Here is an 18,856-nt window from a genome sequence, read left to right as displayed (position 1 = left end):
GAGGCATGACCGACACTTTCGACACCGTCACGATGTTCGGCGCGGACTGGTGCCGCGACTGCATCCGCTCCAAGTCCCTCCTCGACCGCCTCGGCGCCGACTACGAGTACATCGACCTCGTCGCCCGCCCGGAGGAGGCCGACCGCGCCCACGCGATCAGCGGCCGCACCAACATCCCGGTGATCGTGTTCCCGGACGGACGGCACCTCGTGGAGCCGAGCGACGCGGAGCTGCAGGCGGCGCTGGCGGTCTAGCGAGCCGCGGCGAGGCGCGCGGCTTTGCCCGCGCGGAACCAGGCGTTGGACGGCTTCAACCAGAGCAGGACGATTCCTGCCGCCCCGGCGAGCCCCTCAGCCACACCCTTCGGAGTGCCCAGCGCGAGGATCGCCGTCAGGATCGAGAGTGCGCCGAGCACGGTCAGTATGATCCGAGCCCACCCGGAGCCCCGCCTGAGCGCGAAGGCCGCGAGCACGCAGAGGCCGTACAACGCGACGACCATCAGGTCAGCGACGATTGACGTCCCATGCATCATCCCCTGCGCGTCGCTCGCCGCCCGCTCTCCGTATTTCGCCGTTTCGGAGTGGAGGAGGGCGTCGGCCAACGCCCATTGGTGCACGATCGTGAACGGGATGAGGGCCACCCGGAAAGCGATCACCGCGATGAAGACCCAGAACGCGATCCTGACCTGCACGGGCCACTTCGCCGCCGGCGCCTCGGGCACAACCGGCGCAGCCTCCCCTGCCTCGCTCGCGCTCATCGGTCTCCTCGCTCGAAGCGTCGGTCGCGAGCCTAGCGCTCGGCGCGTCCGCCCTGTCATCACCCGTTCAGGTGCAGCACCACCAACTCCCGCGTCGACCGCGTCATCGCCACGTACCGATCGACCGCCCCCTCGATCCCGTCCCCGAACCCGTCCGGGTCGAGCAGCACCACCAGGTCGAACTCGAGCCCCTTCGACTGGGCGGGCGTGAGGACCCGAAGGCGGCCGGAGGGCGACGACCACCCCTGCGGGCCCTCCGCCGCGATCACGCACCCGATCCCCGCCGGGTTCGCGTCCAGCCACCGCGCCACGATCCCGTCCAGCTCGTCCCGCCGCCCGCGCACCACCGGCATCCCGCTGCTGCGGACCGAGGTCGGCACGTTCGCATCCGGGATGGCCGCCCGGATCACCGGCGCCGCCTCGGCCATGATCTCCTCCGGCGTCCGGTAGTTGACGGTCAGCGTAGAGACGCGCACGTCCGGGATGCCCGCCGCCGCGAGCCGCCCGGCCCACGAGTCCGTGAACCCGTGCCGCGCCTGCGCCCGGTCGCCCACGATCGTGAAACTGCGCGACGGGCAGCGCTGCAGCAACATCGGCCACTCGGCGTCGGTGAGCTCTTGGGCCTCGTCCACGACGATGTGGGCGAACGGCCCGGCCAGCAGGTCGGGGTCGAGGCTCGGGAGGGCGGCCTCGTCGATCAGGGAGCGCTGCGCGTCCTCCACCTTCAGCATCGTGACGAGCCCCTCGCCGTCGTCGGCGGCGATCAGGTCGTCCACCACGCGATTGCGGCCCGCCCGCTCGAAGGCGAGCACGGCCTCCCGCTCGCGCGCCACCCGGGTCGCGGCCGGGTCGCCGATCCGCTGCCGCGCGGCGTCGAGCAGCGGGAGGTCGGACAGCGTCCACGCCCGGGGCTCCTCCCGCTGCAGCGCTCGCACCTCCTCGTCGCTCAGCCACGGCGCGCACGCGCGGAGGTAGGCGGGCACCGAGAACAGGTCACCGAGCACGCCCGCGGGGTCGAGGAGCGGCCACGCGCGGGTGAAGGCCGCGCGGAGTCCGTCGTTCCGCGTGAGCTGGCGGCGGAGGGCGGCCTCCGGGATCGCGTCACCGGCCTTCGCGACCAGGATTGTCAGCAGCTCCTCCCACACCTCGTCGCGCGCCTCATTGTGCGGCGCGCTGGCCCCGGCCGCGTCGAACGCGTCCGCCCAGTCGTCGGGGGTCAGCGGGAGGTCGGCCCACTCGGTCTCCACGACCATCCCGCGCGACGGCGGGACCTCGTGATACCGGACGGACCGCTCGACCGCCGTCACCATCGCGGCGGACGCCTTGAGCCGCGCGACCTCCTCGTCGGTCTCCGGCTCGGCGGACGCACCCTCGGGCAGCAGGTCGCGGAGCGTGCAGAGCTGCACCCCCTCCTCGCCGAGGCTCGGGAGCACATCGGAGACGTAGGCGAGGTAGGCCGGGCTGGGCCCGACGAACAGGACGCCGCCGTGCCCCTGCGACAGCCGCGGGTCGGAGTAGAGCAGGTAGGCCGCGCGGTGCAGCGCGACGACCGTCTTCCCGGTGCCCGGCCCGCCGTCCACCACGAGCGCGCCGCGGGAGCCGTCCCGGATGATGGCGTCCTGGTCGGCCTGGATGGTCGCGAGCACGTCCCGCATCCGCGGCGACCGGCTCGCGCCGAGGCTGGCGATGAAGGCGGACTGATCGTCCAGCGCGGCCCGCTCGGTGGCGTCGTCGAGGGCGTCTGCGGCGAAGACCTCGTCCCAGTAGTCGGCCACCCGGCCCTTCGCCCAGCGGTATCGCCGCCTGCTGACCAGCCCCATCGGGTCCCCGAGCGTGGCCCCGAAGAACGGCTCGGCCGCGGGCGAGCGCCAGTCCACGAGCAGCTTCTCGCCGTCGTCGCCGGTGAGCCCGAACCGGCCGATGTAGACGGTGTCCGCGGCGTCGGTGACCATCCGCCCGAGGCAGACGTCGATCCCGAACCGGCCGAGCGCGCGCAGCCGGGCACTCAGTCGCCGGACCTCGGTGTCCCGGTCGAGTGCCTTCTGGCCGTGCCCGCCCGGCGCGCGCAGCTCGGCGGCGAGCTGATCGGACAGCTCGGCGACGGTCTTCCGGAGGGTGTGGTCGATGGTGGCGAAGTGCCGTTCGTCGGCGGCGATGAGGGCGGGGACGGACTTGGCGCGGAGGGTTTCGGGCAGGGCGAAGGCAGGCGAGGAGGCAGTCACGATCGACGATTCTCCGCCCTCACCGGGGCGTTGCCGCAAGCCCCCTGCCCTCCCGTATCCTGGAAATGCAGGGGGAAAGCGTCACACCAGTCGCGCGGGGGCGCCGTGGCCGGGGCAGACGAGACGCGGAGCGGAGGCCGCGATCGCGGCGAGCGTCGCATCGGCCGCCGCACGGTCGCTGATGAGCAGGCCCGGGAGGTGCACGAGCCGCCCGCCGGAGACGCGGCCCGCGTCGCCCACGAACGCGACCCCGCGCCAGCGCACCAGGTGGTGGCCGGGCGTGTGGCCCGGCGCCGGGACCGCGACGACACCGGGTGCGACCTCCGTCTCGGCGGTGTCGGGGAGCTCGGTCAGGTCCGGCAACTCGGCGCGGCCCAGCCATCCGGAGCGGTACATCGCGCGGCGCATGCGCGTGGGCGGCGGCTCCTCGCCGCGCAGGATCCGCGCGTCCGCGGCGCCCAGCCACACCCGCGCGCCCGTCGCGTGCTGCACAGCCGCCGCGCCGCCGACATGGTCGGGGTCGTAGTGCGTCAGCACGACGTCGGTCACCCGCGGGATGCGCGCCGCCGCCAGTTCGGCGACCACGGCCTCCGCGCTCGACCGGAGCCCGGTGTCGACGAGCACCGCGCGGTCGCCCTCCTCGATCAGGTAGGCGTTGCCGGCGCGGGCGGACTGCAGCCGATGGACTCCGGGGATCACTTCGCGCATGAGTGGGATGCTAGTCCGCGTGCAGCCTCCCGACATCGCCGCCTTGAGACGCGACGCCCGTGAGCGCGCGCTCGCCCGTCCGCGGTGGCCGTTCGACGGCACGGTGTCGGAGGGCGTGGCCGGAGCAGCCGCGGTGGCGACGCGCCGCTACCTACCGGCGCGACCCGCACCGGGCGGCGCGGCCGTCGTCTTCCTCCACGGCGGCTTCGGTCTCTTCGGCGACCTGGAATTGCAGGACGGGTACTGCCGCCGTATCGCGGGCGCCCTGCACGTCGTCGTGCTCTCGGTCGCCTACCGCCTCGCCCCCGAGGCGACGCTGGCAGAGTCGGCGGCCGACGCCGTCGCGGCGGCAGAGCTCCTCCGCGCGGACGGCCTCTCCCGCGTCGTCCTCTGGGGCGACTCCGCCGGGGGCACGGTCGCCCTCGCCGCGGCGCGCGACGCCCGGGCGGACGCGCTCGTCCTCACCAACCCGAACGTCGACCTCACCCTCGCCTCGTACGACGACACGGCGCCGGGAGGCCCCGGCCGCGCGCTCTCGGAGTGGTCGTTCGCCCGCTGGGCCGGCGGCGGGACCCTCGCCGACGCCCCCGACTTCGCGGCCGGCGCCCGCGGCCTCCCGCCCGTCTACCTCGCGGTCGGCGCGGACGACTCCCTCCTCGCCGACGCGGACCGCCTCATCACGGCGCGCGCCGACGCAGGCGTCCCGGCCCGGCTGCGGATCGTCCCCGGCGCCGCGCACGGCTTCATGGGCGGGCCCGACCTCGCCGTCGCGGAGGACGTGATCGCCGAGGCCGGACGCTTCCACGACTTCTGAGCGCCCGGCGATCCATAAGCCCGACCGCACAATCCCATCCACACCCCCTGTTGGACTTCTCGCGGCTTCCGGCGGAGGCTGGCGCCATGACAGACATGCAGTACACGCAGCTCGGCCGCTCGGGACTGAAGGTGTCGCGCCTCGTGCTCGGCACGATGAACTTCGGCCCGGAGACCACAGCGGAGGACTCGTACGGGATCATGGATGCCGCCCACGCGGCGGGCGTCAACTACTTCGACACCGCGAACGTCTACGGCCGCAGCAAGGGCCACGGGGCGACCGAGACGATCATCGGCGACTGGTTCGCGCAGGGCGACGGCCGCCGCGAGCGGACCGTCCTCGCCACCAAGCTCTACGGCGCGATGGGCGACTGGCCCAACGAGGGCAAGCTGTCCGCGCTGAACATCCGCCGCGCCCTCGACGCCAGCCTCAAGCGGCTGCAGACCGACTACATCGACATCTACCAGTTCCACCACGTCGACCGGGACACGCCCTGGGACGAGATCTGGCAGGCGATCGACGTCGCCGTCACCCAGGGCAAGATCCTCTATGCCGGTTCGAGCAACTTCGCCGGCTGGCACATCGCGACGGCGCAGGCGGAGGCCCGCAGGCGCGACCTCCTCGGCCTGGTCAGCGAGCAGTCCATCTACAACCTCCTCACCCGCCAGGTGGAGCTGGAGGTTCTGCCCGCCGCCCAAGCGAACGGCGTCGGCGTGATCGCGTGGTCGCCGCTGCACGGCGGCCTGCTCGGCGGCGTGCTGCGCAAGCAGAACGAGGGCCGGCGCCGCCTGGAGGGCCGCGCGGCCGAGACGCTCGCCACCCACCGGGACGCGATCGAGGCGTACGAGTCGTTCGCCGCCGAGCTCGGCCACGAGCCGGGCGACGTCGCCCTCGCGTGGCTGCTCACCCGCCCCGGCGTGACCGGCCCGATCATCGGCCCGCGGACGCGCGACCAGCTCGACGCCGGCATCCGCGCCCTCGACGTCGACCTGGACGACGCGGCGCTCGCGCGCCTCGACGAGATCTTCCCCGGCCACAAGACGGCCCCCGAGCACTACGCCTGGTAACCCCTCCCCTCCCCCTGTCACCACCCGCCGAGGGGCACGTCGTTGTCACTTTCGCCCCCGAAAAGTGACAACGACGTGCCCCTCGCGCGTCACTCCATCCCGCACACGCAAGGAGAACACATGAAGTACCGCGCACTGGCCGACCTGCAGGTGTCCGCGATCGGCCTCGGCGGAATGCCCATGTCCATCGAAGGGCGCCCCGACCGGGCCCGCTCGATCGCGACCATCCACGCGGCGCTGGACGCCGGCGTCACCCTGATCGACACGGCCGACGCCTACCACCTCCACGCCGACGAGGTCGGACACAACGAGGAGCTCATCGCCGAGGCACTGCGCACCTGGAGCGGCGACGCCTCCGCTGTCCTGGTGGCGACGAAGGGCGGCCACCTGCGCCCGGGCGACGGGAGCTGGACCGTCGACGGCCGCCCGGAGCACATCCGGGAGGCCGCGCTGGAGTCGCTGCGCCGGCTCGGCGGCGACGCGCTCGGCCTGTACCAGTTCCACCGGCCCGACCCGAGCGTCCCGTACGCGGAGTCGGTCGGCGCCGTCCGCGACCTCCTCGACGAGGGGCTGATCCGCTACGCCGGGATCTCGAACGCCGACCCCGACCAGATCCGCCAGGCGCAGGACATCCTGGGCGGCCGGCTGGCATCGGTCCAGAACCAGTTCTCACCGGCCTTCCGCTCGAGCGAGCCCGAGCTGAACTTGGCGGACGAGCGCGGAATCGCGTTCCTGCCGTGGAGCCCGCTGGGCGGCATCTCGAACGCGGGCGGCCTCGGCGACCGGTTCGCGCCGTTCGCCGACGTCGCGTCCGCCCGCGGCGTGAGCCCGCAGGTCGTGGCGCTGGCGTGGCACCTCGCCCAGAGCCCGCAGGTCATCCCGATCCCGGGATCGTCGCGACCGGAGACCATCCTGGACTCGCTCACGGCGGTGGACGTGGAGCTCACGTCCGAGGAGCTGGCGACACTGAACGCGGCGTAGCCTCCCCAACGACCGTCAGGCAGCGGTCACGGAGGCGTCGACGGGAGTCGGCGCCTCTACCCGCGCCAACTGCCGCAGGAACGCCGCCGCCGCCGGGCTCGGCTCATCCGACACCGCCACCGCCACGGTCCACTCCGGCACGTCGCCGCTGAGCGCGACCGCCCGCAGCTGCTCCGGTCGCTTGCGCCCGAAGCTCTCCGGGACCACCGCGATGCCGAGGTTGTAGCCGACGAGGTCGAGTAGGGGATGGACGTCGTTGACCTCCATCGCCGCGCGGTAGTCGAAGCCGGCCGCCGCGAACGCGCGCCGGGCCAGTGTCTGCGCGGCCCAGCCCTCCTGGAAGCCGACCAGCGGCTCGCCGCGCAGAGCCTCGATCGGGATGCTGTCCTGCGCCGCGAACGGGTGCTCCGGGTGGCAGAGCACGAGCAGCGACTGGGTGCTCAGCGGACGCAGCCGCACACCGCTCGGGGCGTGGCCGGTGTCGACGACCACGGCGACGTCCGCGCGGCCTCCGGCGACGGCCTCCACCAGCTCCTCAGACCCGGAGTACCGCAGCCGGACCTCCACGCCGGGGTTCGCCGTGCGGAAGGCCGCGAGCTCGGCCGGGAGGTCGACCGACCCGAGGCACGGCTCGGCGCCGATCGTCAGGCGGCCGCGCAGCAGGCCACGGACGGCGGCCACGGCGTTGCGGGCAGCGGCGGCGCTGGCCAGCGTGCGCACCGAGTCCGCGAGCAGCGCCTGGCCGGCCGTCGTCAACTCGACGCGGCGGGTGCTCCGGATGAAGAGCGACGTGCCCAACTCCTGCTCCAGCGAGCGGATGGAGGCCGACAGCCCGGACTGGGAGATCTGCAACAGCTCCGCCGCGCGGGTGAAGTGCCGCTCTTCGGCGACGGTGACGAAGTGCTCGAGCTGGCGAAGTTCCATTCAGCAATAATACGTGTCAATCACGCGCCCTCCATCGCCCCGGCAGGTGACCGATTCGTGCCGAATGTCGACTCTGCGCGCTTCATATTCGCGATTCGTGCCGAATCGGTGCTGCGCGGGCACAATGAGCACCATGCGCATCCTGCTGATCGGCGCCGGTGGCGTCGGAAACGCCATCGCGAAGATCGCCGCCCGCCGGTCGTTCTTCGAATCCATCGTCGTCAGCGACTACGACCTGTCCCGGGCGGAGGCCACGGTCGCGTGGGTCCGCGAGCGGCACGGCGAGCAGGTCGGCCGCCGCTTCACCGCGACCCGCATCGACGCGTCCGACCCGAGCTCGGTCGCGGCCGTCGCCCGCGAGCACCGCGCCACCCACGTCATGAACGCCGTCGAGCCCTCCTTCGTGGAGTCGATCTTCGCGGGGGCGCTCTCGGCGGGCGCCGACTACCTCGACATGGCGATGAGCCTCTCCCACCCGCACGAGACCGAGCCGTACCGCCGCACCGGCGTGAAGCTCGGCGACGCCCAGTTCGCCGAGAACCAGCGCTGGGAGGCCGCCGGCCGCCTGGCGCTGGTCGGCATGGGCGTCGAGCCCGGCCTGTCCGATGTGTTCGCCCGGTACGCCTCCGACGAGCTGTTCTCGCACATCGACGAGCTGGGCACGCGCGACGGCGCGAACCTCGTGGTCCGCGACGACGACGGCAACGAGATCTTCGCGCCCTCCTTCAGCATCTGGACGACCATCGAGGAGTGCCTCAACCCTCCGGTGATCTTCGAGAAGCGCCGGCTCGCGGAGGACGGCGACGGCTGGTTCACCACCCCGCCGTTCAGCGAGCCGGAGGTCTTCGACTTCCCCGAGGGCATCGGCCCGGTGGAGTGCGTGAACGTCGAGCACGAGGAGGTGCTGCTGATGCCGCGCTGGCTGGACGCCGAGCGGGTGACCTTCAAGTACGGGCTCGGCGCGGAGTTCATCGGCGTCCTCAAGACGCTGCACCTGCTCGGGCTGGACTCCACGTCGCCCCTGCGGGTCCGCAGCGCGTCGGGCCCGGTGGAGGTCGCCCCGCGCGACGTGGTCGCCGCGGCCCTCCCCGACCCGGCCGGCATCGGCCCGCGGATGACCGGCAAGACCTGCGCCGGCGTGTGGGTGTCCGGCACGGGGAAGGACGGCCTCCCGCGCAGCGTGTACCTGTACCACGTCGCCGACAACGAGTGGACGATGCGCGAGTATGACGCGCAGTGCGTGGTGTGGCAGACGGCGCTCAACCCGGTGATCGCGCTGGAGCTGCTCGCCAACGGGACCTGGAGCGGCGCCGGCGTGCTCGGGCCGGAGGCGTTCCCGGCCCGGCCGTTCCTGGAGCTGATGGAACGGCCGGTGGCGGAGGGCGGCTACGGCCAGGCCTGGGGGCTGCGGGAGCCCTGAGCTCCACCAGCTAAAGGCGCAGCACGCTCGGGCGCGGAAGCCCGAGGTCTTCGAGGAGGTCGCCCAGCTTCCGGTCCAGCTCGTAGCCGGCCTGCGTGATCTTGTTGTTGCCGAACCCGCGCAACGGCGCGCTCGGCTGCTCCACGCTGAGCACGGTGCGGCCTCCACCCGCGTCGTGCAGTTCGACGCGCAGCGGCGTGTAGAGCAGCGCGCCCGCGTCGTGCCGGTACATCCGCGCGGCCGACGCATAATCGCCGACGAGATAGCCGACGCTCGCCGTGTCGACGCCGCCCACCCGCATGACCGGGCGCGGGTCGTCGGTCCAGAACCGGACGAGGCCGTGCATCCCCGGCCCCTCGAGCATGCGGGTCAGCGTCGACCAGTCCGCGCCCTGGTCCAGGAGACCGCTCTGCAGCCTCCGGTCGAGCTCGGGCACCTGCTCCTCGAACGCGCGCCGCAGCTGCGCGAACGGCACCTCGGCCTCCAGCTCGATGCGCCGCGCCTCGACGGTGTGGATGCGCTCGGTCGCGCGGTAGGTCACGCGACGACGGTGCCGGCGGCGGACGGCACCGCGAACGGCGGGACGCTCACGCCCTCGCTGAGCGCCTCGGCCGGGTCGGCGCCGACCGCGAGGATGCGGTTGCCGCCGTCGACGTGCACGACCGTCGGCACGAAGCTCTTCGCCTCCGCGTTGTCCAGCTGGGCGTAGGAGATGACGATGACGGTGTCGCCGACCTCCGCCAGGTGCGCCGCCGCCCCGTTCACCCCGATGACGCCGCTGCCGCGCTCACCCGCGATCAGGTAGGTCTCGAACCGGGAGCCGTTGGTCACGTCGACGACGGCGACCTGCTCGCCGGGCAGCAGGTCGGCGGCCTCCATCAGGTCGAGGTCGACGGTCAGCGAGCCGACGTAGTGGAGGTCGGCGTGGGTGACGGTGGCGCGGTGGATCTTCGACTTGAACATGGTGCGGAGCACGGGACGTTCCTTTCGTGGCCTGCATCCATTGTCCCGCGGTTCGGGGTGCTGTCGTCCCGCACGGGAGAATGGAGCGTGCACAACCTCGGACTCCTCTTCGACGTCGACGGCCCGATCGCCAGCCCCGTCACCCGGACCATCGCCATCCGCAGCATCGTCACCGACCTGGTCGCGATGACGGCCGCGGGCGTGCCGATCGCGTTCATCACCGGCCGCTCGGGCGAATTCATCCGCCACCAGGTGGTCGCGCCGCTGTGCGACGCCGGCCTGGGCGACGCGCTGGAGTCGCACGGCGCGCGGATGTTCGGCGTGTTCGAGAAGGGCGGCGCGTGGGCGCCGATCACGGGTGAGGGGATGGGTGAGGTCGCGGTCGACGCGTCGGTGGCCCTCCCCGACGCGGCGGTCGACGGCATCCGGACACTGGTCCGGGAACGTTTCGCCGTCACCATGTTCTTCGACGAGACGAAGCGCGCGATGATCTCCGTCGAGCAGCGCACCGACGTGGACTCGGAGACCTACCGGGAGGCACAGGCCCGTTTCGAGGATGCCGCCTTCGACCTCCTGACCGGGCTCGGCCTCGGCCTCCGCTACGGCGAGCGCGTCGCCCCGGACGCGGCAGGCGACGTCCCGTTCCGGATCGACCCGACGATCATCTCCACCGACATCGAGTCCGTGCTGCTCGACAAGGACCGCGGCGCCCAGCGCGCATTCGACTACTTCGCCGAGCGCGGCCCGCTGCCGCACCGCTGGCGGTCGATCGGCGACTCGCGCAGCGACTACAAGATGGCGGACTACGTCCACAGCACGGGCCGCGAGGTCGCCCATGTGGATGTCCGGCCAGCCGACGGCGTGCTGGACCGGCCATACGAGGTCATCACGATCGGCGACGCGGTGCACGACACCGCCGGGGCGGAGTTCCTCGCGCACTGGCGGCGCGAGCTGGGGCTGGAGGAGGACTAGCCGGGCCTCACGCCGCGCGGGCGCGCACCCTCGCGATCGACTCCCGCATCTCCCGGGCGAGCTCGAGTCCACCGGCCTCCGCCGCCACGAGCGCGTCGGCCTGGTCGGCGTCCCCCGCCGTGAACCACGACGCGATCGTGACCCCGTGTCCCGGCCGCCGCACGACCTCCACGGAGTCGCCCGAACCGACCGTGCCGGTGTGCACGACGGACAGGTACGCGCCCACGCGCCCCGCCTCGGTGAACCGGCGCACCCACTGCGGCTCGCCCATCCGGCGCTGGAACGTCGCGCACGGGACGCGCGGGCAGGTCACCTCGACCACCAGCTTCTCACCGATCCGCCAGCGCTCGCCGATCTCGGCGCCGTCGACGTCCAGGCCGGCGGTGCGCAGGTTCTCGCCGAAGAGTCCGGGCGGGATGGGCCGGCCCAGCTCGGCAGCCCACCACTGGGCGGCCTCGTCGGCGTACGCGTACAGCGCCTTCGTGTTGCCGCCGTGGTGCTTGCGGTCGGCCTGCACGTCGCCGTAGAGACCGAGCCCGCGCACCTTCAGCCGCGACTCCACCGGCTGCTTGTCGATCGCCGTCACGCCCACGTTGCCGTCATCCGGCAGCAACTCCGCAACCCGACACACCGCAAGAACCCGAGCCCCATCACCCACACGCATGCCCCCAGTATGTCGGGCCCCCGCCTCCCCACCGCAGCCAACGGAGGAGATCCGACCCCTAAGGCGTCCGATCTCCTCCGCTCACTGTCACGAACCGGCGTGCCGCGTGCGATCTCCTCCGTTGCCGACGGCCCCTACCGCACCCCGCGCATCATCCGCAGCACCCACGGACTCATCACAGCCAGCACAATGCCGATCACCACCGCGACCGCGCCGATCACCCCGAAGTAGACACCCTCCGTCGCCGGCGAATACAGCTTCGCGAGCTGGCCCGACATCGCCGTCCCGAGCGCCACCGACAGGAAGTACAGCGCGACCATCTGCGTCTGGAAGGCGTGCGGCGCCAGCTTCGTCGACGCCGACAGGCCGACCGGCGAGATCAGCAGTTCCGCGATCGTGAAGACGAGCAGGATGCCGATCATCGCGAGCAGCGGCGTGCTGTTCGCTCCGCCGCCGACCCAGAACAGGAAGAGGAAGAACGCGAGGCCCATCACGATCGTCCCCGCCGCGAACTTCAGCGGCGTCGACGGCTGCCGGTCGCCCCACTTGGTCCAGATCGCCGCGAACACGCCGGACAGGATGATGATGAAGATCGGGTTGATGGACTGTACCCACGAGACCGGGAACTCCCACCCGAACAGCATCCGGTCGAGCCGCTTGTCGGAGTAGATCGTCACCACGGTGAACTGCTGCTGGTAGAGCGACCAGAACGCGGCACTCGTGATGAAGAGCGGGATGAAGGCGACGATCCGGCTGCGCTCGACGCTGCTCAACAGCTTCGAGCTGAGGATGAGGACGAAGTACGCGATCGCCGCGACGATGGTGATGCCGATCACCCAGAGGGCGAGGTTGATCGCGTTGATGAGTCCGGTGAGGACGAGGGCGACGATGACGATCACTCCGGCCACGGCGATGCCGATCACCAGCGGGAGGCGCGTGCGCGGCAGCGGGTGCGGCACCTCGCGCGCCAGGTCGGGCAGGCGCTTGCGGCCGAGCGAGTACTGGATGAGGCCGATGGCCATCCCGACCGCGGCGAGCGCGAAGCCCCAGTGGAAGCCGAGCGTGGACTGCAGCAGCCCGGTCAGCAGCGGCCCGAAGAACGCGCCGAGGTTGATGCCGAGGTAGAAGAGCGAGAATCCGGCGTCACGACGGGAGTCGTGCTCGTCGTACAGCGTCCCGACGATGCGCGTCGCGTTCGCCTTCAGCCCACCGCTGCCGACGGCGACCAGGAGGAGTCCGACGATCACGCCGGCGAAACTGGGCAGCACGGCAAGCGAGATGTGCCCCGCCATGATGACGACCGCACTCCAGAACAGCACCCGCTCGGACCCGAACAGCCGGTCCGCCAGCCATGCGCCGAGGATCGTGGAGAGGTACACGGCCCCGCCGTACGCGCCGACGATGCCGGCGGCGGTCGCCTGGTCGATGCCGAGGCCGCCCTTGGCCACGCTGTAGTAGAGGTAGATGAGAAGGATGCCCTGCATCCCGTAGAACGAGAACCGCTCCCACATCTCCACCCCGAAGATGTTGGCGAGCGAGCGCGGCTGCCCGAAGAACCCGTGACTGGCGTCGGTGGTCGTGGCCGTGCTGGTCGCTCTCCCCGCCCCGGGCTCACGGTCGGGGTCGTTGGGTGTGTTGCTGTCACTCATGGCGCCCATGCTCCCACTACCCGCCGCAGAGGTGAACGCCCAGGATTCACATTTTACACGTAAGACTCCACTGAGGATACGATCTGTTGGATGGAGTCCAAACCGACCGCGAACATCTACGTCGACGGGTTCAACCTCTACCGGCAGAAGCTCCAGCATCATCCTGACGCGAAGTGGCTCGACCTGGACGCCCTGGCGGCACTGCTCATCCCCACGCACGCGATCAAACGGATCAGGTACTTCACCGCGATGATCCGACCGGCGCTCGGCACCGATCCGCGCGCGCCCATCCGGCAGCAGACGTATGTGCGGGCGTTGCGGACCAATCCCAAGGTCACGATCCACGAGGGCCAGTACCGCAATGACGCCCGGCTGATGCCCGCGCTTCCGATCACGTTCGACGACGCAGGGCGGATCACTCGCGTCAAGGTGCGCAAGACGGAGGAGAAAGGTTCCGACGTGAACCTCGCGTCGTACATGGTGTTCGACGCGTGCCGCGACGATGCCGACCTTTTCGTGCTGGTATCGAACGATTCGGATTTCGCAGCCATGCTGACGCTGCTCACCACGGAACTGGACAAGCAGTGGGCGCTTCTGAGCCCTGTCGACAATCCGAATCAGAGCCTTCTCGCGCTGAACCCGGTGTTCATCAAGCCGATCCGCCGTGGTGCTCTTCTGACGAGCCAACTCCCGACGGAAGTGCGCTCCGCGGGGGTCGGTGTGCTCAAGCGCCCCGAAGAGTGGTCCGCAAACGAAACAGGGGCCCCTCTCGGGGCCCCGTACCCGGTAGCCGAAGCATCCGGGGGTGTTATTTCAGTCTAGCCCACACCCGCGGCTTTTCCGAAACCCGTCCCTCAGCGCTCCCCAAACTCCCGCTCCCCCAACTCCCGCAGCACCGCCTCCAGTTGCTCCACCGCCCAGTCCAGGTCCCCCGGCTCGACCACGATCGGCGGTGCCAGCCGGATGGTCGAGCCGTGCGTGTCCTTCGCGAGCACTCCGCGCTCCATCAGCAGCTCGCACACCTCGCGCCCCGTCGCGAGTGCGGGGTCGATGTCGATTCCCGCCCAGAGGCCCGCACCGCGCACCTCCCGCACGCCGTGGCCCATCAGGCGCACGAGGTCTCCGCGCAGGCGGCGGCCGAGGAGTTCGGCACGCTCCTGGGGCTCGCCGGTCGCGAGCAGCGCGACGACGGCGCGGCCGACCGCTGCGGCCAGCGGGTTCCCGCCGAACGTCGACCCGTGCTCGCCCGGGTGGAGGACGCCCAGCACGTCGCGATTCCCGACGACGGCCGACACCGGGACGATCCCGCCGCCGAGCGCCTTGCCGAGCAGGTACAGGTCGGGCACCACGCCGACCAGGTCGCAGGCGAAGGTCGCACCCACCCGCCCGAGCCCGGACTGGATCTCATCGGCCACCAGCAGGACGCGCCGCTCGTCGCAGAGCGCCCGCACCGCGGGAAGGAAGTCCGGCGACGGCACGACGACACCCGCCTCGCCCTGGATCGGCTCCACCAGCACCGCCACCGTGTCTTCGTCGATCGCGTCGGCGACGGCGGCGGCGTCCCCGTACGGCACGCTGCGGAATCCGGGCGTGTACGGCCCGAACCCGTCGCGCGCGTCCGGATCGTCGGAGAAGCTCACGATCGTCGTGGTCCTGCCGTGGAAGTTGCCCGCCATCACGACGATGTTCGCGCGACCGTCCGGCACGCCCTTCACCCGGTAGCCCCAGGCCCGCGCCACCTTGATCGCGGTCTCCACAGCCTCCGCGCCGGTGTTCATCGGCAGCACCATGTCCTTGCCGGCGAGCGCAGCCAGCTCGGTGACGAACGGGCCGAGCTGGTCGTTGTGGAACGCCCTGCTGGTGAGCGTGATGCGGTCGAGCTGCGCCCGTGCGGCGTCCAGCAGCACCGGGTTGGAGTGGCCGAAGTTGACGGCGGAGTACGCGGCCAGGCAGTCCAGGTAGCGCCGGCCGTCGATGTCGGTGACCCACGCGCCCTGGCCTTCGGCGATCACGACGGGGAGCGGATGGTAGTTGTGCGCCGCGTGCTCGTCCTCGAGGGCGATCGCCTGCGCCTGGCGCTCCGTCGGCGCGGGGGTGGACGGGTGGATGCGGTGGGCGACGGTATCGGTCATGGTCGTCCTCTCTGGGTCGTGCGGCACGTCATCGTGCGGCAGGTCTTCGTGCGGAGGATCGGCGACGGACGCAGCCGTCGCGGGCAGACGTCATCGCCGCCGGGACGTCACGGCGCCGCCACCGAAGCTGTGAGCTAGTCTCACACGCGGATGTCAGCGATTGGCTGCGTCTTCGCGCACGAAATCGCCGCGTTCACCTACGGTCCGCAGCATTCCTGCGCGAGAGTCGGGACAGCCGCACGCCGGCTCATCCTCGCGCTCATCCGTTGCGCCCTCGCGCACGATTCCCGCGTAACCTCCACCTCCGCGCAATGATTCACCGTATGCTTGCGCCGTGGACAACCTCGATCGCAGCATCCTCGACCTGCTCCGTCAGAACGCGCGCGCCGGCTACGGCGACATCGGCGGGGTCGTCGGCCTGTCCGCCTCGGCGGTCAAGCGCCGGGTCGACAAGCTGGTCGGGGACGGCGTCATCCGCGGCTTCACCATCCAGGTGGACCCGGCCATCGACGGGATGAGCACCGAGGCCTACGTCGAGCTGTTCTGCCGCGGCACCGTCTCGCCCGAGGAGCTGCTGCGCATCCTCTCGGCGGTCCCGGAGGTCGTCGACGCGGGCACCGTCACCGGCAGTGCCGACGCGATCGTCCACATCCGCTCGCGCGACATCCCGAGCCTGGAGGCCGCGCTCGAGAAGGTGCGCCTGGCGCCGAACGTGGACCACACCCGCAGCGCGATCGTCCTCTCCCGGCTCATCAACCGCGGCAACAGCTGACGTCGCGAATCTTCTATCCGCCGGCGCCCGGCGGGTGGATGCTGTCCCCATGACCACGACAGCACGAGCGACCATCCACGTCGACGTCCCGCGCGCCGACGTCTGGCACGCCATCACCGACCCCGACACGATCGCGCGCTACCTGTTCGGCAGCCGCGTGGAGACCGACTGGCAGGAGGGCAGCCCGATCCTGTACCGCGGCGAATGGGAGGGCAAGCCCTACGAGGACAAGGGCACGATCCTGGAGGTCGTCCCCGGCGAGCGCCTCGTCTCCAGCTACTACAGCCCGCTGAGCGGCAAGCCGGACGTGCCGGAGAGCTACCAGACCGTCTCCTACCTGCTCGCCGACGACGCCGGCGGCACCGAGGTGACCATCACCCAGGACGGCTGCGCCGACACTGCGGAGGCCGAGCGGATGAGCGAGAACTGGGGCATGACGTTGGGATCGCTCAAGTCCGTGGTGGAGGAAACCTGACGACCGTTCTGCGAAAACATTCAGCAGACGTCAAGCCGCCGACCCCCCGATCCGAGCGCGACCACGGCGATCAGTGGCACGATGGGCGCATGAAGCTGCTCGTTGTCGAAGACGATCCGGACATGGGAGGCCTCGTCGAGCGGGGTCTCGCCGCCGAAGGATACGACGTCACCCTGGTCACCAACGGCGTCGACGCCCTCATCGCGCTGCGCGGGGACTCGTTCTCGGCCGCCGCGATCGACGTCATGCTGCCCGGGATGAGCGGCTTCGAGCTGTGCCGGCACATCCGCGAGGCGGCCAACCCGATGCCGATCCTGCTCCTCACGGCGCGCGACGCCATCGAGGACCGCGTGCACGGCCTCGACTCGGGCGCCGACGACTACCTCACCAAGCCGTTCGCGTTCGCCGAGCTGGCCGCGCGTGTGCGTGCGCTGCTGCGCCGGGAGCCGAGCGGGATGCGTCCGCAGGTCAGCGTCGGCCGCCTCACCATCGACTCGCACGAGCACCAGGCGCTGGTGTCCGGGCACGAGATGCCGCTCAGCCGCCGGGAGTTCACCCTGCTGCGGCTGTTCGCCACGAACCCGGACAAGACGCTGTCTCGCGCTGACATCCTCGAGTCGGTGTGGGGCACGACGGACAACATCGGCACCAACGTCATCGACCAGTACGTCTCGTACCTGCGCAAGAAGCTCGACCTGGCCGGGGCCGGCCTGTCCATCGTGACGGAGCGCGGCCGCGGCTACCGGCTGGACGCGAAGAACGCCCTGGAGTCGAAGGGCGACAAGGCCGAGGCCAAGACGACGACGGAGACGCCGGCGCCGTGACCTGGCTGCGGCGCCTGTCGATCTCCGCGCGCATCACGATCGGCAGTCTCATCGTCGCCACCCTGTTCGGCCTGGTCGCGGTGGTCGTCATCCGGGTGGGGGTGTCCTCCATCCTCCACAACGCGACCGTCACGCTCCTCAACAACGACGTCACCGCGCCCGCCGCGTCGGTGCTGGCGAACCCGTCCGGGCCGTTCGACCTGCCCGGCGGCGGCCAAGAGCTGGGCATCGTCGACGCGAACGGCGTCATCCTCGACTCCACGCTGCCGACGGCGCTGGAGAACCGGATCGACCATCTGCTGTCCTTCCCGCCCTCGGCGACGACCGTGCAGCTCGCGGACGACACGTATGAGGTGCTCGTGAAGCCCGTCGTCACCAAGCGCGGCACGATGCACGTCATCGCCGCGCGCAACGACGAGACGACCTCGCTCATCCTCGATCGCCTCACCCTCGCGCTGCTGATCGGCGCCGGTGTGCTCATCTTCGGTTTCGGCGGGGCGTCGTGGCTGCTGGCCCGCACGGCGCTGAGACCGGTGAGCCGGATGCGCGAGCAGGCCGACCGGATCGCCGGCGGCGAGCCCACGGGGACCGACGACGCCGCGGGCCTGCTGACCGTCGGGCCGGCCCAGGACGAGCTGTCCGAGCTGGCGACCACCCTGAACGACCTGATCCGCCGGCTGCGGGCGTCCGCCGACCGCGAGCGGCAGATGGTGTCGGACGCCAGCCACGAGCTGCGCACGCCGCTGGCCGTGCTGCGCGGGCAGCTGGAGCTCGCCGAGCTGGACGCGGGCGACGCCGACGCGCTGCTGGACGACATCCGCTCCTCCCACTCGACCGCACTGCGCCTGGGCACGCTCGCCAACAACCTGCTGGAGCTCTCGCGGATCGAGGCCGGCCCGTCCAGCGGCCGGATCGATTGGCGCACGCTGGTGGACGAGCTGACCGACGCGATCGACCGCGCCCGCCTCCTGGTCAGCAGCGCAGAGGACGTGGGCTCGATCTCGGTGGACTTCGAGTACGACCCCAAGCGGCGCCCGAGCGCGGACGCCAGGGTGGCGCTCTCGCCCACGGACTTCGGGCGCATCCTGGACAACCTGCTCGGCAACGCGATCACGGCGATCCGCGCCAGGGACGCCCGCTCGGACACCGGGCCGGTGCCGCGGTTGAGCGACGCGGTGGACGGGCCGATCGAGGTCGTGCCGCCGGAGCCGCGGGCGGCCGCGGTGGAGGACGTCGTGAGCGCCGCGCTGCGCGTGGAGCCGGAGTGGGTGGTGCTCACCGTGCACGACTCGGGCCCGGGGATGCCGGAGGAGTTCATCCCGGTGGCCCTGGACCGTTTCACCCGCGCGGACGGGGCCCGTACCACCTCCCGCGCCGGCGGTGGCGGCGGACTCGGCCTGGCGATCGTGGCTGCCCTGGCGGGCGCGGCGGGAGGCTCGGTCCAGCTCGCGAACGCGCCGACCGGCGGCCTCGTGGCGACGGTGCGGCTGCCGCTCGTCCGGGTCTGACCCG

Annotated in this window: 20 protein-coding genes; 11 read left to right on the top strand and 9 right to left on the bottom strand. The window is 71.5% G+C overall.

Annotated elements, in window-relative coordinates; genetic code table 11:
- Nucleotides 1-5 precede the first annotated feature (5 nt).
- Nucleotides 6-254 (top strand): glutaredoxin family protein, encoded by a 249-nt coding sequence (locus tag ACFRFH_RS06775; protein WP_382462216.1) that lies wholly within the window; start codon nt 6-8, stop codon nt 252-254.
- On the opposite strand, the gene ACFRFH_RS06770 is transcribed toward ACFRFH_RS06775, so the two are convergent.
- From ACFRFH_RS06770 to ACFRFH_RS06760, 3 genes are all read right to left on the bottom strand, one after another.
- On the bottom strand, nt 251-757 hold the full coding sequence (locus ACFRFH_RS06770; protein WP_382462215.1) for a hypothetical protein: 507 nt from the start codon (nt 755-757) through the stop codon (nt 251-253). The genes ACFRFH_RS06775 and ACFRFH_RS06770 overlap by 4 nt on opposite strands.
- Nucleotides 758-816: 59 nt before the next feature.
- Entirely contained in the window at nt 817-2,982 is a 2,166-nt protein-coding gene (helR, locus tag ACFRFH_RS06765; RefSeq protein WP_382462740.1) for an RNA polymerase recycling motor ATPase HelR, read from the bottom strand.
- 78 nt (nt 2,983-3,060) lie between these two features.
- The gene (locus ACFRFH_RS06760; protein ID WP_382462214.1) at nt 3,061-3,687 is read right to left on the bottom strand and encodes an MBL fold metallo-hydrolase; all 627 of its coding nucleotides are present in this window, start codon (nt 3,685-3,687) and stop codon (nt 3,061-3,063) included.
- Between ACFRFH_RS06760 and ACFRFH_RS06755 the strand changes: the two genes are divergently transcribed.
- From ACFRFH_RS06755 to ACFRFH_RS06745, 3 genes are all read left to right on the top strand, one after another.
- Nucleotides 3,686-4,501 (top strand): alpha/beta hydrolase, encoded by an 816-nt coding sequence (locus tag ACFRFH_RS06755; RefSeq protein WP_382462213.1) that lies wholly within the window; start codon nt 3,686-3,688, stop codon nt 4,499-4,501. The two genes, ACFRFH_RS06760 and ACFRFH_RS06755, sit on opposite strands and share 2 nt — an antisense overlap.
- A gap of 95 nt (nt 4,502-4,596) precedes the next feature.
- Nucleotides 4,597-5,568: an aldo/keto reductase gene (locus tag ACFRFH_RS06750; RefSeq protein WP_382462739.1), complete on the top strand. Its 972-nt coding sequence runs from the start codon at nt 4,597-4,599 to the stop codon at nt 5,566-5,568.
- Between the two features lie 120 nt (nt 5,569-5,688).
- Nucleotides 5,689-6,549 (top strand): aldo/keto reductase, encoded by an 861-nt coding sequence (locus tag ACFRFH_RS06745; protein ID WP_382462212.1) that lies wholly within the window; start codon nt 5,689-5,691, stop codon nt 6,547-6,549.
- Between the two features lie 15 nt (nt 6,550-6,564).
- Here ACFRFH_RS06745 and ACFRFH_RS06740 read toward each other — a convergent pair whose 3' ends face one another.
- Nucleotides 6,565-7,473, bottom strand: a complete 909-nt coding sequence (locus ACFRFH_RS06740) for a LysR family transcriptional regulator (RefSeq protein WP_382462211.1) — start codon at nt 7,471-7,473, stop codon at nt 6,565-6,567.
- A 133-nt stretch (nt 7,474-7,606) separates the two neighbouring features.
- Between ACFRFH_RS06740 and ACFRFH_RS06735 the strand changes: the two genes are divergently transcribed.
- Entirely contained in the window at nt 7,607-8,893 is a 1,287-nt protein-coding gene (locus tag ACFRFH_RS06735; RefSeq protein WP_382462210.1) for a saccharopine dehydrogenase C-terminal domain-containing protein, read from the top strand.
- A 10-nt stretch (nt 8,894-8,903) separates the two neighbouring features.
- Here ACFRFH_RS06735 and ACFRFH_RS06730 read toward each other — a convergent pair whose 3' ends face one another.
- Together ACFRFH_RS06730 and panD are read right to left on the bottom strand one after the other, a co-directional pair.
- Entirely contained in the window at nt 8,904-9,434 is a 531-nt protein-coding gene (locus tag ACFRFH_RS06730; protein WP_382462209.1) for a hypothetical protein, read from the bottom strand.
- Nucleotides 9,431-9,868, bottom strand: coding sequence for an aspartate 1-decarboxylase (panD, locus tag ACFRFH_RS06725; RefSeq protein ID WP_382457636.1), 438 nt, complete (start codon nt 9,866-9,868; stop codon nt 9,431-9,433). The genes ACFRFH_RS06730 and panD overlap by 4 nt, the downstream gene beginning before the upstream one ends.
- A 75-nt stretch (nt 9,869-9,943) precedes the next feature.
- Between panD and ACFRFH_RS06720 the strand changes: the two genes are divergently transcribed.
- Nucleotides 9,944-10,828, top strand: coding sequence for a hypothetical protein (locus tag ACFRFH_RS06720; RefSeq protein ID WP_382462208.1), 885 nt, complete (start codon nt 9,944-9,946; stop codon nt 10,826-10,828).
- Nucleotides 10,829-10,835: 7 nt separating this feature from the next.
- Here the strand turns inward: ACFRFH_RS06720 and ACFRFH_RS06715 are convergent, their stop codons facing one another.
- Nucleotides 10,836-11,492: an MOSC domain-containing protein gene (locus ACFRFH_RS06715; protein WP_382462207.1), complete on the bottom strand. Its 657-nt coding sequence runs from the start codon at nt 11,490-11,492 to the stop codon at nt 10,836-10,838.
- Between the two features lie 134 nt (nt 11,493-11,626).
- Nucleotides 11,627-13,141: a peptide MFS transporter gene (locus ACFRFH_RS06710; RefSeq protein ID WP_382462206.1), complete on the bottom strand. Its 1,515-nt coding sequence runs from the start codon at nt 13,139-13,141 to the stop codon at nt 11,627-11,629.
- 90 nt (nt 13,142-13,231) lie between these two features.
- Between ACFRFH_RS06710 and ACFRFH_RS06705 the strand changes: the two genes are divergently transcribed.
- Nucleotides 13,232-13,963: an NYN domain-containing protein gene (locus ACFRFH_RS06705; RefSeq protein WP_382462205.1), complete on the top strand. Its 732-nt coding sequence runs from the start codon at nt 13,232-13,234 to the stop codon at nt 13,961-13,963.
- A gap of 32 nt (nt 13,964-13,995) precedes the next feature.
- Here ACFRFH_RS06705 and rocD read toward each other — a convergent pair whose 3' ends face one another.
- Nucleotides 13,996-15,273 (bottom strand): ornithine--oxo-acid transaminase, encoded by a 1,278-nt coding sequence (gene rocD, locus ACFRFH_RS06700; RefSeq protein WP_382462204.1) that lies wholly within the window; start codon nt 15,271-15,273, stop codon nt 13,996-13,998.
- A 334-nt stretch (nt 15,274-15,607) separates the two neighbouring features.
- On the opposite strand from rocD, the gene ACFRFH_RS06695 reads away from it, so the two are divergent.
- The 4 genes from ACFRFH_RS06695 to ACFRFH_RS06680 all read left to right on the top strand — a co-directional run bounded on the left by ACFRFH_RS06695 (nt 15,608) and on the right by ACFRFH_RS06680 (nt 18,852).
- Nucleotides 15,608-16,045 (top strand): Lrp/AsnC family transcriptional regulator, encoded by a 438-nt coding sequence (locus ACFRFH_RS06695; protein ID WP_345839942.1) that lies wholly within the window; start codon nt 15,608-15,610, stop codon nt 16,043-16,045.
- 49 nt (nt 16,046-16,094) lie between these two features.
- Nucleotides 16,095-16,520 (top strand): SRPBCC family protein, encoded by a 426-nt coding sequence (locus ACFRFH_RS06690; RefSeq protein WP_382462203.1) that lies wholly within the window; start codon nt 16,095-16,097, stop codon nt 16,518-16,520.
- An 89-nt stretch (nt 16,521-16,609) separates the two neighbouring features.
- Entirely contained in the window at nt 16,610-17,344 is a 735-nt protein-coding gene (locus ACFRFH_RS06685; RefSeq protein ID WP_382462202.1) for a response regulator transcription factor, read from the top strand.
- Nucleotides 17,341-18,852 carry a sensor histidine kinase gene (locus tag ACFRFH_RS06680; RefSeq protein WP_382462201.1) on the top strand — a complete coding sequence of 504 codons (1,512 nt, stop codon included), beginning with the start codon at nt 17,341-17,343 and terminating at the stop codon, nt 18,850-18,852. Before ACFRFH_RS06685 ends, ACFRFH_RS06680 begins: the two co-directional genes overlap by 4 nt.
- Nucleotides 18,853-18,856 lie beyond the last annotated feature (4 nt).

This window comes from Leifsonia sp. NPDC056824, from assembly GCF_042789575.1.
In the GTDB taxonomy this organism is placed as follows: domain Bacteria; phylum Actinomycetota; class Actinomycetes; order Actinomycetales; family Microbacteriaceae; genus Leifsonia.
The sequence above is the reverse complement of the archived record's forward strand: the minus strand, read 5'-3'. Positions and strand labels throughout refer to the sequence as shown.

Coding starts and splice junctions, on each gene's coding strand:
- ACFRFH_RS06775 (WP_382462216.1), top strand. CDS start 6: ATGACCGACACTTTCGACACCGTCACGATGTTCGGCGCGGACTGGTGC.
- ACFRFH_RS06770 (WP_382462215.1), bottom strand. CDS start 757: ATGAGCGCGAGCGAGGCAGGGGAGGCTGCGCCGGTTGTGCCCGAGGCG.
- ACFRFH_RS06755 (WP_382462213.1), top strand. CDS start 3,686: ATGAGTGGGATGCTAGTCCGCGTGCAGCCTCCCGACATCGCCGCCTTG.
- ACFRFH_RS06760 (WP_382462214.1), bottom strand. CDS start 3,687: ATGCGCGAAGTGATCCCCGGAGTCCATCGGCTGCAGTCCGCCCGCGCC.
- ACFRFH_RS06750 (WP_382462739.1), top strand. CDS start 4,597: ATGCAGTACACGCAGCTCGGCCGCTCGGGACTGAAGGTGTCGCGCCTC.
- ACFRFH_RS06745 (WP_382462212.1), top strand. CDS start 5,689: ATGAAGTACCGCGCACTGGCCGACCTGCAGGTGTCCGCGATCGGCCTC.
- ACFRFH_RS06740 (WP_382462211.1), bottom strand. CDS start 7,473: ATGGAACTTCGCCAGCTCGAGCACTTCGTCACCGTCGCCGAAGAGCGG.
- ACFRFH_RS06735 (WP_382462210.1), top strand. CDS start 7,607: ATGCGCATCCTGCTGATCGGCGCCGGTGGCGTCGGAAACGCCATCGCG.
- ACFRFH_RS06715 (WP_382462207.1), bottom strand. CDS start 11,492: ATGCGTGTGGGTGATGGGGCTCGGGTTCTTGCGGTGTGTCGGGTTGCG.
- ACFRFH_RS06710 (WP_382462206.1), bottom strand. CDS start 13,141: ATGAGTGACAGCAACACACCCAACGACCCCGACCGTGAGCCCGGGGCG.
- ACFRFH_RS06705 (WP_382462205.1), top strand. CDS start 13,232: ATGGAGTCCAAACCGACCGCGAACATCTACGTCGACGGGTTCAACCTC.
- rocD (WP_382462204.1), bottom strand. CDS start 15,273: ATGACCGATACCGTCGCCCACCGCATCCACCCGTCCACCCCCGCGCCG.
- ACFRFH_RS06690 (WP_382462203.1), top strand. CDS start 16,095: ATGACCACGACAGCACGAGCGACCATCCACGTCGACGTCCCGCGCGCC.
- ACFRFH_RS06685 (WP_382462202.1), top strand. CDS start 16,610: ATGAAGCTGCTCGTTGTCGAAGACGATCCGGACATGGGAGGCCTCGTC.